General features: G+C 74.0%; 13 protein-coding genes. 9 read left to right on the top strand and 4 right to left on the bottom strand.

Features of this window, described 5'->3' with window-relative positions:
* Window positions 1–14: 14 nt before the first annotated feature.
* On the top strand, window positions 15–692 hold the full coding sequence (locus ACZ402_RS06375; RefSeq protein WP_375824784.1) for a hypothetical protein: 678 nt from the start codon (window positions 15–17) through the stop codon (window positions 690–692).
* A 78-nt stretch (window positions 693–770) separates the two neighbouring features.
* Here the strand turns inward: ACZ402_RS06375 and ACZ402_RS06380 are convergent, their stop codons facing one another.
* Entirely contained in the window at window positions 771–2,588 is a 1,818-nt protein-coding gene (locus ACZ402_RS06380) for a glycoside hydrolase family 13 protein (RefSeq protein WP_375824783.1), read from the bottom strand.
* A 222-nt stretch (window positions 2,589–2,810) separates the two neighbouring features.
* Window positions 2,811–3,848 (bottom strand): LacI family DNA-binding transcriptional regulator, encoded by a 1,038-nt coding sequence (locus tag ACZ402_RS06385; RefSeq protein WP_375824782.1) that lies wholly within the window; start codon window positions 3,846–3,848, stop codon window positions 2,811–2,813.
* A gap of 266 nt (window positions 3,849–4,114) precedes the next feature.
* Between ACZ402_RS06385 and ACZ402_RS06390 the strand changes: the two genes are divergently transcribed.
* The 4 genes from ACZ402_RS06390 (at window position 4,115) to ACZ402_RS06405 (ending at window position 9,908) form a co-directional block, all read left to right on the top strand.
* A complete protein-coding gene (locus tag ACZ402_RS06390) occupies window positions 4,115–5,347 on the top strand; it encodes a sugar ABC transporter substrate-binding protein (RefSeq protein ID WP_375824781.1) in 1,233 nt (410 codons plus the stop codon).
* A gap of 152 nt (window positions 5,348–5,499) precedes the next feature.
* Entirely contained in the window at window positions 5,500–7,143 is a 1,644-nt protein-coding gene (locus ACZ402_RS06395; RefSeq protein ID WP_375824780.1) for an ABC transporter permease subunit, read from the top strand.
* 1 nt (window position 7,144) lies between these two features.
* A complete protein-coding gene (locus ACZ402_RS06400; protein WP_375824779.1) occupies window positions 7,145–8,062 on the top strand; it encodes a sugar ABC transporter permease in 918 nt (305 codons plus the stop codon).
* Between the two features lie 4 nt (window positions 8,063–8,066).
* Window positions 8,067–9,908 (top strand): glycoside hydrolase family 13 protein, encoded by a 1,842-nt coding sequence (locus ACZ402_RS06405; RefSeq protein WP_375824778.1) that lies wholly within the window; start codon window positions 8,067–8,069, stop codon window positions 9,906–9,908.
* Between the two features lie 67 nt (window positions 9,909–9,975).
* Here ACZ402_RS06405 and ACZ402_RS06410 read toward each other — a convergent pair whose 3' ends face one another.
* Complete coding sequence (locus ACZ402_RS06410; protein ID WP_375824777.1) at window positions 9,976–10,413, bottom strand: hypothetical protein; 438 nt, start codon at window positions 10,411–10,413, stop codon at window positions 9,976–9,978.
* A gap of 124 nt (window positions 10,414–10,537) precedes the next feature.
* Here ACZ402_RS06410 and ACZ402_RS06415 point away from each other — a divergent pair, with 124 nt between their 5' ends.
* Entirely contained in the window at window positions 10,538–11,299 is a 762-nt protein-coding gene (locus tag ACZ402_RS06415; RefSeq protein ID WP_375824776.1) for a metallophosphoesterase family protein, read from the top strand.
* A 62-nt stretch (window positions 11,300–11,361) separates the two neighbouring features.
* On the top strand, window positions 11,362–12,654 hold the full coding sequence (locus tag ACZ402_RS06420; RefSeq protein WP_375824824.1) for a deoxyguanosinetriphosphate triphosphohydrolase: 1,293 nt from the start codon (window positions 11,362–11,364) through the stop codon (window positions 12,652–12,654).
* Between the two features lie 43 nt (window positions 12,655–12,697).
* Here ACZ402_RS06420 and ACZ402_RS06425 read toward each other — a convergent pair whose 3' ends face one another.
* Window positions 12,698–13,150, bottom strand: a complete 453-nt coding sequence (locus ACZ402_RS06425; RefSeq protein WP_375824775.1) for a VOC family protein — start codon at window positions 13,148–13,150, stop codon at window positions 12,698–12,700.
* A gap of 92 nt (window positions 13,151–13,242) precedes the next feature.
* Here ACZ402_RS06425 and ACZ402_RS06430 point away from each other — a divergent pair, with 92 nt between their 5' ends.
* On the top strand, window positions 13,243–14,163 hold the full coding sequence (locus ACZ402_RS06430) for an AraC family transcriptional regulator (RefSeq protein ID WP_375824774.1): 921 nt from the start codon (window positions 13,243–13,245) through the stop codon (window positions 14,161–14,163).
* 56 nt (window positions 14,164–14,219) lie between these two features.
* Window positions 14,220–16,166 (top strand): DNA primase, encoded by a 1,947-nt coding sequence (dnaG, locus tag ACZ402_RS06435; RefSeq protein WP_375824773.1) that lies wholly within the window; start codon window positions 14,220–14,222, stop codon window positions 16,164–16,166.
* Window positions 16,167–16,170: the final 4 nt, after the last annotated feature.

Here is a 16,170-nt window from a genome sequence, read left to right on the forward strand (position 1 = left end):
GCGGGGACGCGGCGATGCAGCGAACGGGCGAGCCGTCGTGGCGCCTGTCCGTGGCGGACGGGCACGACCTGGACCTCCTGCTCTGGTTCCGCGACGCGCTCGGGCTCGTCGTCCTTGGCGACGACGTGCCTCCCCGCGCGGTCCCGCGGCCGCCGGACCGGTCGGGTCTGCTGGCGGACGACGAGCGGGTGGCGGCCTCCGGCCGGTGGGCCGCGTGGTGGCGGGCCGCCCTCGCGTTCGCGGGCGAAGGCCAGGTGGCGGAGCCGCCCGCGGGAGAGGGGCCGTTCCTCTCGTGGGTGCGCGAGCGCGCCGTCGTGCACGAGGCGATCGGGGCGCCACCCGGCTTCGCCGCGCTGGGCGACGTGCCCGCGCTGCGCGACGCCGTCGTGCGCCTCTTCCCGGAGGCGTGGCGCGACCTCTCGGCGCGTGAGGCGGCCCGCGCGGGGGAGCTGCCCCGGCGTGCGACGGCGGGCGACCACCGCGGGCTGGCCGCGCTCGCCGACGACGTGGCCCGTGCGCACGGCGTCGGGATCGGGGCGGTGCGCGGCGCCGTGCTCGTCGTCGCCGTGGAGGGGCCCTGGTGGCGGCTCGTCGGCCCGGGCGTCGTGGCGTGCTCCCCGGACGACGGCGACGACGCGGCGCTTGCCGCGGTGGTCGTCCGGGCCGCGTTCGAGTCCGGGCTGCGGGCATGACGACGGCCGGGGCCCCTGGGGGCCCCGGCCGTGCCCGGGGGTGTCGCCGCCCCTTGTCGGCCCCGACGAGCGCGCAGGTCAGTGCGCGCGCAGCCAGACCGTCGTGTCGGACGGGACGCGGACCTGCGGGTCGGCCGAGCGGTCGGTGAGCACCGGGCCCGACGCGACGAGCACCTCCGTGCCGCGCGGCAGCACGACGGGCTCCGTGCCGAGGTTGGCGAGGACGACGACGTCGCGGTTGCGGAGCGCGACGACGTCCGCGGAGCCCGCGAAGTCCTCGACCCACGCGAGCGTGCCGGAGCCGAGCCGCTCGGCGCGGCGCGTCGCGAGCGCGGTGCGGTAGGTCTCGTAGGTCGAGCCCTCGACGCCGCGCTGGGCGTCGGCGGCGTAGCGGCCGTAGGACGCGGGCTGGGGCAGCCACGTCTTCCCGGACGGACCGAAGCCGAAGCCGTCGGCGTCCGCGTGCCAGGGGATCGGGATGCGGCAGCCGTCGCGGCCCGCCTCGGCGCCCTGGGTGCGGAAGAAGGCGGGGTCCTCGCGCACGTCGTCGGGCAGCGCGGTGTGCTCGGGCAGCCCGAGCTCCTCGCCCTGGTAGAGGTACGACGACCCGGGCAGTCCGAGCATGAGCAGCGACGCGGCGCGCGCGCGGCGCAGGCCGAGCTCCTCGTCGGGCTGCGGGTCGTGCGCGAAGATCCCGTTGGGGCGCAGACCCGGGTCGGCGAGGCCGAGGCGCGACGCGTGCCGCACGACGTCGTGGTTCGACAGGACCCACGTCGTGGGAGCGCCGACCTCGTCGTTCGCGCGCAGCGACGCCGCGATCACGGTGCGCAGCGGCGCCGCCGACCACGCGGTGGTGAGGAAGGAGAAGTTGAACGCCTGGTGCATCTCGTCCGGGCGGACGTAGCGCGCGAGGCGCGAGAGCGGCTCGACCCACGCCTCGGCGACGAGGGCGCGGTCGCCGTCGTACCCCGCGAGGACGCGGTGCCACGCACGGTAGATCTCGTGGACGCCCTCCTGGTCGAACATCGGGCCGGAGTTGCCGGCGCCCGTGGACCCGTCCTCGGGCGCGCCCGGGTCGGTCTCCTCCTCGGCGGTGCCCTCCACCATGGACACGGTGCCGTCCCAGTCGGGCAGGCCGTCGGCCTTGATCATGCCGTGCGCGACGTCGACGCGGAACCCGTCCACGCCCTTGTCGAGCCAGAAGCGCAGGACCTGCTCGAACTCCTCGCGGACCTCCGGGTTGTCCCACGCGAGGTCGGGCTGGGTCGAGTCGAACAGGTGCAGGTACCACTGGCCGGGGGTCTCGTCCTCGGCGCCGGTGACGGGGCGGGCGCCCGGGCCCGCGGTCACGCGGGTCCACGCGGGGCCGCCGAAGATCGACTGCCAGTTGTTCGGGGGCAGCTCGCCGTGCTCGCCCTCACCCTCGCGGAACACGTAGCGAGCGCGCTCGGTCGAGCCCTCGGGCGCGGCCAGCGCGGCCTGGAACCACGCGTGCTGGTCGGACGTGTGGTTCGGCACGAGGTCGACGATCACGCGGATGCCGCGGGCGTGGGCCTGGGCGAGCAGCTCGTCGAAGTCGGCGAGCGTGCCGAACAGCGGGTCGACGTCGCGGTAGTCGGCGACGTCGTAGCCGGCGTCCTTCTGGGGCGAGCGGTAGAACGGGCTCAGCCACACCGCGTCGACCCCGAGCTCGGCGAGGTGGTCGAGCTTCGACGTGATGCCGGGCAGGTCGCCGACGCCGTCGCCGTCGCCGTCCGCGAAGGAGCGGGGGTAGACCTGGTAGATCACGGCGTCGCGCCACCACTCGGGCGCCTCGCCGGGGCCGGCGTGCACGAGCGCCCCGGTGCTGAAGGGTGCGGGCGCGGCGGCCGGCGCGGTGGTGCTGGCGGTCGGCATCGAATCGATACGAGTCATCGAGCTGTCGGTCCTCACGTGCGTGGTGTCGGGGTTCTTCAGGGGGATCACTCGGCAGGCGGAGCGGGGTGACGCCGACCCTCCGTCGAGTGTAAGCGCTTGCGGTGACGGGTCGACGGCGTCCGTCCCGACAGGCTGGCGGGCAGGTCGTCGACGCCGCAGCGTGAGTCGTGCCTCGGGTCGTGCTGCCGCGGCGTGCCGTCGTCAGGCGGTGGGTCCGCCGGTTGCCGGGGCGGCGCCCGTGGAGTCGCGGACGATGAGCTCCGGCTGGAACAGCAGCTCCGAGCGCGGGGCGCGCTCGCCCGCGATCTCGGTGAGCAGCGCGCTCACCGCGGCGTGCGCCATCGCGTTCACGGGCTGGCGCACCGTGGTCAGGGGCGGGTCGGTGAAGGCGATGAGCGGCGAGTCGTCGTAGCCCACGACCGAGACGTCCTGGGGCACGCGCAGGCCGCGTGAGCGGGCCGCGCGGATCGCGCCGAGCGCCATGAGGTCGGAGCCGCAGACGATCGCGGTGTGCCCGGAGTCGATGAGGTCGCCGGCCGCCGCCTGCCCGCCCTCGACGGTGTACAGCGTGACGACGACGTGCTGCGCCGCCTCGGACTCGTCGGCCACGAGGCCGTGGCGCACGAGGGAGTCGGCGAAGCTCGCGAGCTTGCGCTGGGCGGGCACGAAGCGGTCGGGCCCGATCGCGAGCCCGACGCTCCGGTGCCCGAGCGAGACCAGGTGGCGCACCGACAGCTCGACGCTCGCGACGTCGTCGGGCGAGACGAAGGGCGCGTCGATGCCCTCGGCGAACCCGTTGACCAGCACGATCGGGATGCCGCGGCTGCGCAGGCGCTCGTAGCGCTCGTGGCTCGCCTGGGTGTCGGCGTGCAGGCCGGAGACGAAGACGATGCCGTCGACCGCGTGGTCCATGAGCATCTCGACGTAGTCGTCCTCGGTCGTGCCGCCGGGAGACTGCGTGCACAGCAGCGGGGTGTACCCGTGCTCCGACAGCAGCGACTCGATCGTCTGGGCGAACGCGGGGAAGACCGGGTTCGTCAGCTCCGGGACGACGAGGCCCACGAGGCCGGCCGAGCGGGTGCGCAGCGTGGAGGGGCGTTCGTAGCCCAGCACGTCGAGAGCGGCGAGGACCGCCTGGCGGGTCTCGCTCGCGACGCCGGGCTTCCCGTTGAGGACGCGCGAGACCGTCGCGGTGGAGACGCCGGCCTGGGCGGCGAGATCGCTGAGACGGGTGCGCACATGGGGAAGCGTAGGGGACACCGGACCTCCTCGTCCTGGTCGTCCGGTCGGTGGGCCGTGCGCCTCCGTGGGGAGGCGCGCGGACCCGTCGGCCGGGGGAGGCGGGGCGGGCGCCGGTCGACGCCCTGCAAAGCGTTGCATGAAAGTTACCGCAACGACTTGCATCGGTGCCACCTCGCGCTCTACCGTCGTCGCATCAGGGCCACGGTCGGTGCGAAACCGACGTCGGCCGCCACCGCACTGCAACATGCTGGGAGTGACCACTGATGCGACGGAGCATCCTTCTTGCCGCCGCGCTGACCACGACGTTGGCGCTGGCCGCCTGCTCGTCCGGCGGCTCGGGAGACGAGAGCACCGACGAGCCGAGCGCCGAGGACACCTCCGCCGGCGGCACGCTCACCGTCTGGGTCGACGAGACCCGCCAGGACGCCGTGACCGCGGCGGCCGAGTCGTTCGAGGCCGAGACGGGCACGACCGTCGAGGTCGTCCTCAAGAACTTCGAGGACATCCGCGCGGACTTCCTCGCGCAGGTCCCGACGGGCGAGGGCCCCGACATCACGGTCGGCGCGCACGACTGGCTCGGCGAGCTCACGACGAACGGTGTCGTGGCGCCGCTCGAGCTCGGCGACAAGGCGGCCGACTTCGAGAACGTCTCGATCCAGGCGTTCACGCAGGACGGCCAGGTCTACGGCCTGCCCTACGCGATCGAGAACATCGCCCTGATCCGCAACACCCTCCTCGCGCCGACCGCTCCGGCGACGTGGGACGAGGCCGTCGCCGCCGGCCAGGCCGCGGGCACCCAGTTCCCGATCCTCGTGCAGTCCGACGGCGACAAGGGCGACCCGTACACCCACTACCCGTTCCAGACGTCGTTCGGCGCCCCGGTGTTTACGCAGAACGAGGACGGCAGCTACACGTCCGAGCTCGCGATGGGCGGCCCCGAGGGCCAGGCGTACGCGCAGTGGCTCGGCGCCCAGGGCGCCGCGGGCGTGCTGAGCCAGGACACGACGTACGACATCGCCGTCGAGGCGTTCAAGAACGGCCAGTCCCCGTTCATCGTCGGCGGCCCGTGGATGATCGAGTCGTTCGAGGGCATGGAGCTGTCGATCGACCCGATCCCGACCGCGGGCGGGCAGCCCGCCCAGCCGTTCGTCGGTGTCCAGGGCTTCTACCTCAGCGCCGAGAGCAAGAACGCGATCGTCGCGAACGACTTCCTCGTGAACTTCCTGTCCACGGAGGAGGCCCAGCTCGCCCTCTACCAGGCAGGCAACCGTCCGCCGGCGCTGACGGTCGCGGCCGACTCCGCCTCGGCGGGCGACCCGATCGTCGCGGGCTTCCGGGCCGTCGGCGCCGAGGCCGTGCCGATGCCCTCGATCCCCGAGATGGCGTCCGTCTGGAGCTTCTGGGGCGTCACGGAGGCCGCGATCGTCAGCGGTGCCGACCCCGTCCCGACCTGGGACAAGATGATCGCCGACATCCAGGGCGCGATCGACTCCTGACCTGGTCCCGGTCGCCGTCGCGGTGCGCAGGACGTCCCTGCGCACCGCGACGGCGCGTCGGCACCACCGACCCGGCACCGGCTGCGACGCAGCACGACGACACTCGGGAAGACGCGGGACGCACCGCGTCCGACGACCTCGGAGGCACCACGATGTCCGCCCCACAGACCACGACCGACGCGGGAGTCGGCTCGCCCGGAACCGACGGCCCCCCGCCTCGGCACACCCTCCGGTCGCGCGGGGCCGACGCCTCGCACGCACGGGACTACAGCCCCGGGTTCTTCGTCAAGCTCGCGCTCATGGCCGTCGTCGACGCGCTCGGCGTGTACGTGGTCTGGTCCGCGTGGACCGAGGGCTCGTACGGGATCCTCGCGGCGTCCCTGGCGATGCTCGTCGTCGCGAACTGGGTGTACTTCTCCAAGCGCGCGCTGCCGCTCAAGTACATCCTTCCCGGGCTGCTCTTCCTCCTCGTCTACCAGATCTTCGTGGTCGGCTACACCGGGTACGTCGCCTTCACCAACTACGGCACCGGGCACAACGCGACCAAGGAGCAGGCGGTCTCCGCGCTGCTCATCCAGAACGAGCGCCGCGTCGAGGGCTCTGCCTCGTCGGCCCTGACCGTGGTCGAGGACGGCGACGCGCTCGGCTTCGCGGTCGTCACCGAGGACGGCGAGGTCGAGGCCGGGACGGCGGACCGGCCGCTCGCCGTCGTGGACGGCGCGACGGTCGAGGACGGTCGCGCGACCGACGTCCCCGGCTTCACCGTGCTGCCCCGTGACCAGGTGCTCCAGCGCCAGGCCGAGGTGACCGAGCTCCGCGTGCCGGTCTCGGACGACCCCGAGGACGGGTCGATCCGCACCACGGACGCGCGGACCGGCTACGTCTACACGTCGGCGCTCGAGTGGGACGCCGCGGCGGACACCATGACCGACACGACGACCGGGACCGTCTACACCCCGAACGACGAGGGCCAGTTCCAGGCCCCCGACGGCTCGACCCTCGCGGTCGGGTGGCGCGTGCCCGTCGGCTTCGACAACTTCGTCACCGCGTTCTCCGACGCCCGCTACGCGCAGCCGTTCGTCAAGATCCTCGTGTGGACGTTCGTCTTCGCGATCGGCTCGGTCGTCACGACGTTCCTGCTCGGCCTCTTCCTCGCGATCGTCTTCAACGACACGCGGATGCGCGGGCGCAAGGTGTACCGCACGCTCATGATCCTGCCGTACGCGATCCCGGGGTTCCTCGCCGCGCTGCTCTGGTCCGGCCTGCTCAATACGCGGTTCGGTTTCATCAACGAGGTGATCCTCGGCGGCGCGCACATCCCGTGGCTCACGGACCCGTGGCTCGCGAAGCTCTCGGTGCTCGGCGTGAACCTGTGGCTGGGCTTCCCCTACATGTTCCTCATCTGCACGGGCGCGCTGCAGTCGCTGCCGGGCGACGTCATGGAGGCGGCCAAGATCGACGGCGCCGGGCGCTGGCGGACGTGGCGGGCGATCACGCTCCCGCTCCTGCTCATCGCGACCGCGCCGCTGCTCATCTCGTCGTTCGCCTTCAACTTCAACAACTTCACGCTCATCTACATGCTCACCGGCGGCGGTCCACGGTTCGCCGACGCGTCCGTCCCGCTCGGCCACACCGACATCCTCATCTCGATGGTCTACTCGATCTCGGGTGTCGACGGGTCCGCCCAGAAGGACTTCGGTCTCGCGAGCGCGCTGTCGATCGTCATCTTCGTCATCGTGGGGACGATCTCGGCCATCGCCTTCCGCAGCACGCGCAAGTTCGAGGAGATCAGCTGACATGGCGACCACCCAGGCACCCCCCGTCGTCGGCGGTCGGCCCGCCCCGTCCGCGGTCTCGCGGACCCGGATGAAGCCGGGCCGCTGGTTCTCCGAGCTCGGCTGGCGGCACCTCGTCGGTGTCATCGCCGTCGTCTACGCGGCCTTCCCGCTCGTCTACGTCCTCTCGGCGTCCCTGTCGGAGAACGGCACCCTCACCGGCTCCAACACGCTCTTCTCCGACGTGAGCGGCGCGAACTACGCCGAGCTCGGCACCACGATGTTCTGGACGTGGATGGGCAACACGCTGGTGATCGCGGTCGCGACGTCCGTCGGCACGGTGCTCATGGGCGCGGCCGCCGCCTACGCGTTCTCGCGCTTCCGGTTCGCCGGGCGCCGCATGGGACTCACGTCGCTGCTCATCGTCCAGATGTTCCCGCAGATGCTCGCGTTCGTGGCGATCTTCCTGCTGCTCATCGGGCTCGGGAACGTCGTCCCGATCCTGGGCCTGAACAGCAAGATCGCACTCATCGCCGTGTACCTGGGCGGCGCGCTCGGCGTGAACACGTTCCTCATGTACGGGTTCTTCAACACGGTCCCGCGCGAGCTCGACGAGGCCGCCAAGATCGACGGCGCCACGCACTCGCAGATCTACTGGACGATCATCCTGCGCCTGGTCGCCCCGATCCTCGCGGTCGTCGCGCTGCTGTCGTTCATCAGCACGTTCGGCGAGTTCATCATCGCGCGCATCGTCCTCACGTCGGAGCGCAACTGGACGCTCGCCGTCGGGCTCTACGGCTGGGTGTCGTCGCTCAAGGAGGCGAACTGGGGCCTGTTCACGGCCGGCGCCGTGATCTCCGCGCTGCCTGTGCTCGCGCTGTTCCTCTACCTGCAGAAGTACATCGTCGGCGGGCTCACCGCCGGGTCCGTGAAGGGCTGACGGCGTGCGCGACGTCGCGAGCCCCGTCCCGCACCACGACGGCTCGGCGCTGTACGTCCCCGAGGGCGTCCCCGCCCTCGGGGAAACGGTCCCCGTCCGCGTGCGCGTGCCCCGGTCGGCGGGCGTGCGCGACGTGTGGCTGCGCACCGTGCGCGACGGCGAGCCCCGGCTCGCCCCCGCGCGGCTCGACCGCTCGGACGAGCACGAGGACTGGTACGTCGCCGAGGTGCTCGTGCACAACCCCGCGACGGGGTACCGGTTCTTCCTCGACGAGGGCGCGGCCGGGTACCGCTGGCTCAACGGCCGCGGGGTGTGGGACCGCGACGTGCCCGACGCCGCGGACTTCCGCCTCACCGTCCACGAGGGCGCGCCCGCGTGGATGCGCGACGGCGTCGTCTACCAGGTCTTCCCGGACCGGTTCGCCCGGTCGGCGGCGGCCGACGGGCGCCCGCTGCCCGAGTGGGCCGTCCCGGCGGCCTGGGGCGACGAGCCGCACGGGTCGGGGCCCGACGTCGGGACGCAGTTCTACGGGGGCGACCTCGCCGGCGTCGAGGAGCGGCTCGACCACCTCGTCGCGCTCGGCGTCACGACGCTGTACACGACGCCCGTCTTCCCGGGCCGGTCCAACCACCGCTACGACGCGAGCACGTTCGACCATGTCGACCCGCTGCTCGGCGGTGACGCGGCGTACGCGTCGCTGGTCCGCGCCGCGCACGCGCGCGGGCTGCGCGTCATGGGCGACCTCACGACCAACCACACGGGCGCCGGGCACGAGTGGTTCGCGCGGGCGCTCGCGGATCCCGCCGCGCCGGAGCGCGACTTCTACTACTGGACCGACGGCGAGCCCGGGTACGTGGGCTGGCTCGAGCACGCGTCGCTGCCCAAGCTGTCGTACGGCTCGGCCGAGCTCGGGGCGCGGATGATCGACGGGCCCGGGTCCGTCGTCGGGCGCTACCTGGGCGAGCCGTTCGGCCTCGACGGCTGGCGCATCGACGTCGCGAACATGACCGGCCGGTTCGGTGCCGAAGACCGCACGCTCGAGGTCGCGCGGCGCCTGCGCGCGACGATGCGGGCCGCGAACCCCGAGGCGGCGCTCGTGGCGGAGCACTTCCACGACGCCTCGGGTGACCTGGCGGGCGATGGCTGGCACGCGAACATGAACTACTCGGCGTTCACACGCCCGGCCTGGACGTGGCTGTCGCCCGCGGACTCGCCGGTGCCCTACCTCGGCCTCCCGGTGCGCACGCCGCGGCGCGGCGGCCGCGACGTCGTCGCGACGATGCGCGAGTTCGACGCCGTGCTGCCGTGGCGCGTCACGGCGTCGCAGTGGAACATGCTCGGGTCGCACGACACCCCGCGCCTGCGCTCGATCGTCGGCTCGCGCGAGATGGTCGAGGTCGCGGCGACGCTCCTGCTCACCTACCCCGGCACGCCGGTCGTGTTCGCGGGCGACGAGGTGGGGCTCACGGGCCTCAACGGCGAGCACGGGCGCGCGACCATGCCGTGGGACGACGCGTCGACGGGTTCGGGTCGCTGGGACGCCGCGACGTTCGACCTGTACCGCGACCTGATCGCCGTCCGGCGCAGCTCGGACGCGCTGCGGCACGGCGGCCTGCGGTGGGTGCACGTGGACGACGACGCCCTCGTCTACCTGCGCGAGACGCCGGAGGAACGCGTGCTCGTCACGCTCGCCCGCGCGCCGTGGGACGGCGTCACGCTGCACCCGGCGCTCGTGGGGTCGGGCGAGGCAGAGCGGCTGCACGGCACGCTGGACCTCACCAGGCACGACGGCGGCGCCCGGCTCGCGGGCGACGGCCCGGCTGTCGGGGTGTGGCGCCTGGGCTGATCCGCCCGTTCGGGCAGTCCCGCAGGGCTGCCCGGCGAGCGACGGTCAGTCGAAACCCGCTGGGCGGTCAGTCGAAGAGGTGCGCGACCTGGCGCACGGCGTCGTCGTACTGCGCGCGGTCGAACGTGAACGCGCCAAGGGCGGAGTAGTCCCACTCGGGATGGAAAGGCTGCGCGAGGTCGTGCCACGTGACCGTCGTCGCGTCGACGTCGATCGCCACCTCGAACGGCCAGCAGCCCGCCTCGTGGCAGCCATCGCACGCGAGCACCCACGCGTGCCTGCGGCGTCCGGGGAGGCGACCGTGGCCGTACCACTGGCGTGACGCCCTGCCGTACCGGAACACCTCGGGCACAATGCCGCCGTACCCGCCCGACGGCGTGTACCGACGTGCCGACTCGAACGCGCTGACGATGCTCACGAGCGAGCGGCCGTCGAGGTACGGGACCACTTCGACGACCTCGTCCTCCCGGACCACCCGCAGCTCGAGCGCGTGCGCTGCACCCATGTGCGCGAGGCTACGCCCCCGCCCGGCAGCGCGCCGCCGAGAAGGGAGTTCTCGCCCCCGAGAAGCGCGGACCGAGGGCGAGAACTCCCTTCTCGGCCCGGCGCGCTCGTGGCAGGATCGCGACGTGACCGTCGAGCGCCTCGCGATCCTCTCGGACGTCCACGGCAACCTGTCCGCGCTGGAGGCGGTGCTCGCCGACGCGCGGTCCCGCGGCGTGACGACGATCCTCAACCTCGGGGACATGGTCGGCAAGGGTCCTCGGGGGCAGGCCGTCGTCGACCGGTGCCGTGACGCGTGCGCGGTCACCGTCCGGGGCAACTGGGAGGACTTCCTGCCCCGGACGCCTGACGACGGGGTCCCGGAGCACGTCTGGTGGCGCGACGAGCTGCGCGCGGACCAGCACGCCTGGTTCGGTACGCTCCCGCTGAGCCACGACCTGCTGCTCAGCGGCCGCCGGGTCCGTCTCCTCCACGCGTCGGCCGCGTCGGTGCACGTCAAGGTCTTCCGCGACCACTCCCCGGGGGAGTTCGCCGGCATGTTCGCGGCGACCGCTCTCACCGGTGCCGGCCCCGAGCCGACCGTCGTCGTCTACGGCGACACCCACGACGCGTACGTCGAGACGTCCCGGGGGCGGACCCTCGCCAACGTCGGCAGCGTCGGGAACCCGCTCGACGAGCCGACGCCCGTCTACGCGATTCTCGAGGGCGTGCCCGGCTCGCCCGACCCGGCGCCGTTCGCGATCCAGCACGTGCGCGTGCCGTACGACGCCGAGGCGGAGATCGCCGTCGCGTACGACCTCGGCATGCCCGAGGCCGACGCGTGGGCGGGCGAGCTGCGCACCGGGGTCTACCGCGGCCTCGCGGACCCGGCTCCCGCCACGCCCTGACCGGCGTCGTTACGCTGGGGCCCGTGCAGACGTTCGAGCAGGAGGCGTTCGACCCCGCGGTCGTGGGGACCGGGCCGCGCCCGGCGCGCGGTGAGGAGGGCACGGCGTCGTACTCGGACGCCGACACCGAACGGTGGTTCGTCGAGTCCGCGAAGTCCCGCGCGCGCACGCCGTTCGAGCGCGACCGCGCGCGCATCGTCCACTCGTCGGCGCTGCGCCGCCTCGGCGCGAAGACGCAGGTGCTCGGGCCGGGCAGCGACGACTTCGTCCGGACCCGGCTGACGCACACGCTCGAGGTGGCGCAGGTGGGCCGCGAGATCGGGAAGGCGCTCGGGTGCGACCCGGACATCGTCGACACGGCGTGCCTCGCGCACGACCTGGGGCACCCGCCGTTCGGGCACAACGGGGAGCGGGCGCTCGCGGACCTCGCGGTCGACGTCGGCGGGTTCGAGGGCAACGCGCAGACCCTGCGCCTGCTCACGCGTCTCGACCCCAAGGTCGTCGACGCGGACGGGCGGTCGTACGGGCTCAACCTCACGCGCGCGAGCCTCGACGCGAGCGTCAAGTACCCGTGGGGCGCGGGCGAGGCGCCGCTGCGCGCGGACGGCCGCCCGACCCACAAGTTCGGCGTCTACGAGGACGACCGACCCGTGTTCGACTGGCTGCGCGCGGGCGCGCCGAGCCAGGTGAAGTGCCTCGAGGCGCAGGTCATGGACCTCGCGGACGACGTGTCGTACTCGGTGCACGACGTCGAGGACGCGATCGTGGGCGGGCGCATCGAGCTCGCGGTGCTCGACGACCCCGACGAGCGGGCCCGGGTCGTGCGCGCCGTCCACTCCTGGTACGGCACCGCGTACGACGAGGCGGCGCTCGACGCCGCGATCACGCGTCTGCAGGGCACCGGGCACCTGGTCACCGGGTTCGACGGGTCGCGGCGCGCGCTCGCCGCGCTCAAGGACGCGACGAGCCAGCTCATCGGCCGGTTCACCGGCGCGGCGCAGGACGCGACCCGCGCCCTCTACGGGGACGGGCCGCTCACCCGGTACGCCGCACGGCTCGTCGTGCCGGACGAGACGGTGGCGGAGATCCTCGTGCTCAAGGGTGTCGCGGTCGCCTACGTCATGGCGCCGCGCGAGCAGGAGCCGCTCTACCAGCGCCAGCGCGAGGTCATCGCCGATCTCGTGCACGTCTTCTCCGACCGCGCGCCCGTCGCGCTCGAGCCGTCCTTCGCGGCGGACTGGGAGGCCGCGCCCGACGACGCCGCCCGGTTGCGCGTCGTCGTCGACCAGGTCGCCTCGCTGACCGACGTCTCGGCCATGCAGCTCCACGCACGCCTCGTGCGCCCGCCGGTCTGAGCGACCGGCGAGCGGCACCGCCGTCTGGCTGGGCGCCCCGGGGTCAGCCGCGCTCGGAGACCCAGGCGTCGCTCGCGCGCTGGACGTCCTCGGCCGTCACCGAGTCCGCGACGGTCGCGAAGTACCAGCGGTGCCCGAAGGGGTCGCGGACGGCGGCCTGGCGGAACCCCTCGAACCAGTCGGCGGGTTCGGCGAGGCTCGTCGCGCCGGCCGCGAGCGCCCGCGCGTACGCGGCGTCCGTGTCCTCGACGGGGACGGTGAACGACGCGTGCGTCGGCGCACCCGGCTCCGGCGCGACCGAGTCGGGCGGGAACGCCTCCGCGACGGTGAACGTGCTCGTCCCCGCGGGGGAGTCGAGGCGCAGGTCGGAGTGGATGACGGCGTCGCCCGCCGTGATCGTGTCGACCACCTCGGCGCCGAGCGCGGCCTCGTAGAACGCGATGGCCTCGCGCGCGCCGTTCACCGTGACGTTGGGGTGCAGTGCCGACATCTCCATGGGGTCCTCCTCGTCGTGGTCGCCCGCGGGGTGCGGGCCGTACCACCATGCTCGTGTCGGCGGGCCGTGCCAGTCTTGGAGGAATGCGACAGGTGTTCGAACCCCAGGACCGCGCCGACGCGAGGGCGGCGTCCCGGCGCGGCCCGACGACGTCCCTGCGGGGGCTCGTCGACCCCGCCGCTGCGCGGCGCGGGTTCGAGCTCGTGCGCGTCGATCCGGCGCCGGACCTCGCGGACCTCGTCGAGCGGCACTGGGTCGTGCGCTGGGACCTGCCGCGAGGGGAGTCGTTCACGCAGGTCGTGGTTCCGCACCCGGTCGCCAACGTGGTCGCCCAGGCGGCGGGGTACGTCGCGCACGGCGTCCCGCCGGGTCTGTTCGAGCGCACCCTGGCCGGGTCGGGTGCCGTCGTGGGGACCAAGCTGCGGCCGGGCGCGTTCCGCGTGCTGCTGGGGCACGCGGACGCCGTGCGCGCGGGCGTGCAGGTGCCCGCCGCCGCGTTCCTCGGCCCGACGGCGGAGCGCACCGGCGACGCCGCGCTCGCCCTCGCCGTCGCCGGCCGGGACGAGGAGGCCGCGCGCGGCGTCGAGCCGCTGCTGCGGGCGCGGGCCGACCGCGTCCGCGACGCGCGGGCGGCACGCGACCTCGACCGCGTCGCCCGCGCGTTCGCCGCCCTCGTGGCCGGGGACCTGGGGCCCGGCGCGGGCGTCGCCGACCTCGCCGCCGTCGTCGGGACCTCCGCACGCTCGCTCCAGCGGCTCTTCGCCACCTACGTCGGCGTGAGCCCCAAGTGGGCCCTGCAGCGCCACCGCGTGCACCTCGCGGCCGACCTGCTCGCCGCGGACCCCGACCAGGACCTCGCGGCGCTCGCGAGCGCCGTCGGGTACTACGACCAGGCGCACCTCGGCACCGACTTCGCGCGCGCGACCGGGTCCACGCCCGGGGCCTACGCGCGACGCTGCGCCGCGTCGCGCGACGCGCTCGTCGGGGCGGGCGCGACGGTGCACCCGGGGTGACCGACGACGCCGTCGAGCCACCCCCGAGGCATCGCCCGGGCGCATAGACTCGCTCCGTGGCCGGCCTGATTCGACGCGAGGACGTGGAAGCCGTCCGCGACCGCGCACGGATCGACGAGATCGTCTCCGCGCACGTCACCCTCAAGACCGCGGGCGTCGGCTCGCTCAAGGGGTTGTGCCCCTTCCACGACGAGCGCTCGCCGTCCTTCCACGTGCGACCCGGCGTGGGGCGCTGGCACTGCTTCGGGTGCGGCGAGGGCGGCGACGTCATCTCGTTCGTCCAGAAGATCGACGGCCTGACCTTCGTCGAGGCGGTCGAGTACCTCGCCGACCGCGTCGGGATCCAGCTCCGCTACGAGGACTCGGGCGGGCCGCAGCGCCCGCGCGAGGAGCCGGGACGGCGCCAGCGGCTGCTCGAGGCGCACCGTGTCGCCGCGCAGTACTTCTCCGAGCAGCTCTTCGCGTCCGGCGCGCAGGCGGCCCGCGCGTTCCTCGCCGAGCGCAGCTTCGACCGCGCGGACGCCGAGCACTTCGGCGTCGGGTACGCGCCCACCGGTTGGGACAACCTGCAGCGGCACCTCCAGGGGCGCGGCTTCACGCAGCCCGAGCTGATCGCGTCCGGCCTCATGAGCCAGGGCCAGCGCGGCATCTACGACCGGTTCCGCGGACGCCTCGTGTGGCCCATCCGCGACGTCACGGGCGAGATCGTCGGGTTCGGCGCGCGGCGCCTCTACGACGAGGACCAGGGGCCGAAGTACCTCAACACCCCCGAGACCTCGCTCTACAAGAAGTCGCACGTGCTCTACGGCATCGACCTCGCCAAGCGCGAGATCGCCAAGCAGAAGCGCGTCGTCGTCGTCGAGGGGTACACGGACGTCATGGCCGCGCACCTCTCCGGCGTGACGACCGCCGTCGCGACGTGCGGCACGGCGTTCGGGTCCGACCACGCGCGCATCGTGCGCCGGCTCCTCGGCGACACGACGGCCGGGGGCGGCATGCAGCTCGCCTCGGGCGCCTCCGTCGGGGGTGAGGTCGTGTTCACGTTCGACGGCGACGCCGCGGGCCAGAAGGCCGCCGTGCGCGCGTTCGGCGAGGACCAGCGCTTCTACGCCCAGACGTTCGTGGCCGTCGAGCCGAGCGGCATGGACCCGTGCGAGCTGCGCATGGCGCGCGGCCCCGACGCGGTGCGCGCCCTCGTCGACGGGCGCCAGCCCCTCTTCGAGTTCGTCATCCGCACGACCCTCGCGACGTTCGACCTCGACACCGCCGAGGGCCGCGTCGGTGCGCTGCGCGCCGCCGCCCCGGTCGTCGCCGGGATCCGCGACGCCGCGCTGCGCCCCGAGTACGCCCGCATGCTCGCGGGCTGGATCGGCATGGACGCCGAGCGCGTCCGGCGCGAGGTCGCGGCGGCCGCCAAGCGCGGCAGCGCGCCCGGCCCGGTCCGCACGTCGCGGCCCGACGGCGCCCGCCCCGGCGGCGAGGCGACCGAGCCCGAGCCCACGGTCCCGGCGCTCCCCGCACCCGACCCGCGCGACCCGGTGGCGCGCCGCGAGCGCCTCGCGCTCGTCGCCGTCCTGCAGTACCCCCAGCACGTGCCGCCGGTCTTCGACGACCTCGGCGAGGACGCGTTCGCCGTCCCGGCCTGGCGCGCCGTCCACGCCGCGATCCGCGCCGCGGGCGGGGTGCGCGAGGGCGCGACGCTCGGCGCCGGGCACTGGGTCGAGGCCGTCGTCGAGCAGGCCGCCGAGCCCGTGCGCGGCCTCGTGACCGAGCTCGCCGTCGCACCGCTCCCCGAGGACCGCGAGAACGTCGTCGGCGGCTACGTCGCCGGCGTCGTGCGGGGCCTCGTCGACCTCGGCCTCACCCGCCGCGTCGCCGACGCGAAGAGCCGCCTGCAGCGCCTCGACCCCGCGGCCGACCTCGCCGCGTACCAGGAGGCGTTCGCCACGCTCCTCGCGGTCGAGGCCGAGCGCCGCACGCTGCGCGAGGGCGAGATCGCCTGAGCCG

The sequence above is a fragment of the Cellulosimicrobium sp. NPDC030954 genome, assembly GCF_055571305.1.

What these genes read in the sequence shown, in the direction of transcription:
- ACZ402_RS06390 (WP_375824781.1), top strand. Translation starts at nt 4,115, where the DNA reads ATGCGACGGAGCATCCTTCTTGCCGCCGCGCTGACCACGACGTTGGCG.
- ACZ402_RS06400 (WP_375824779.1), top strand. Translation starts at nt 7,145, where the DNA reads ATGGCGACCACCCAGGCACCCCCCGTCGTCGGCGGTCGGCCCGCCCCG.
- ACZ402_RS06410 (WP_375824777.1), bottom strand. Translation starts at nt 10,413, where the DNA reads ATGGGTGCAGCGCACGCGCTCGAGCTGCGGGTGGTCCGGGAGGACGAG.
- ACZ402_RS06425 (WP_375824775.1), bottom strand. Translation starts at nt 13,150, where the DNA reads ATGGAGATGTCGGCACTGCACCCCAACGTCACGGTGAACGGCGCGCGC.
- ACZ402_RS06375 (WP_375824784.1), top strand. Translation starts at nt 15, where the DNA reads ATGCAGCGAACGGGCGAGCCGTCGTGGCGCCTGTCCGTGGCGGACGGG.
- ACZ402_RS06380 (WP_375824783.1), bottom strand. Translation starts at nt 2,588, where the DNA reads ATGCCGACCGCCAGCACCACCGCGCCGGCCGCCGCGCCCGCACCCTTC.
- ACZ402_RS06395 (WP_375824780.1), top strand. Translation starts at nt 5,500, where the DNA reads ATGTCCGCCCCACAGACCACGACCGACGCGGGAGTCGGCTCGCCCGGA.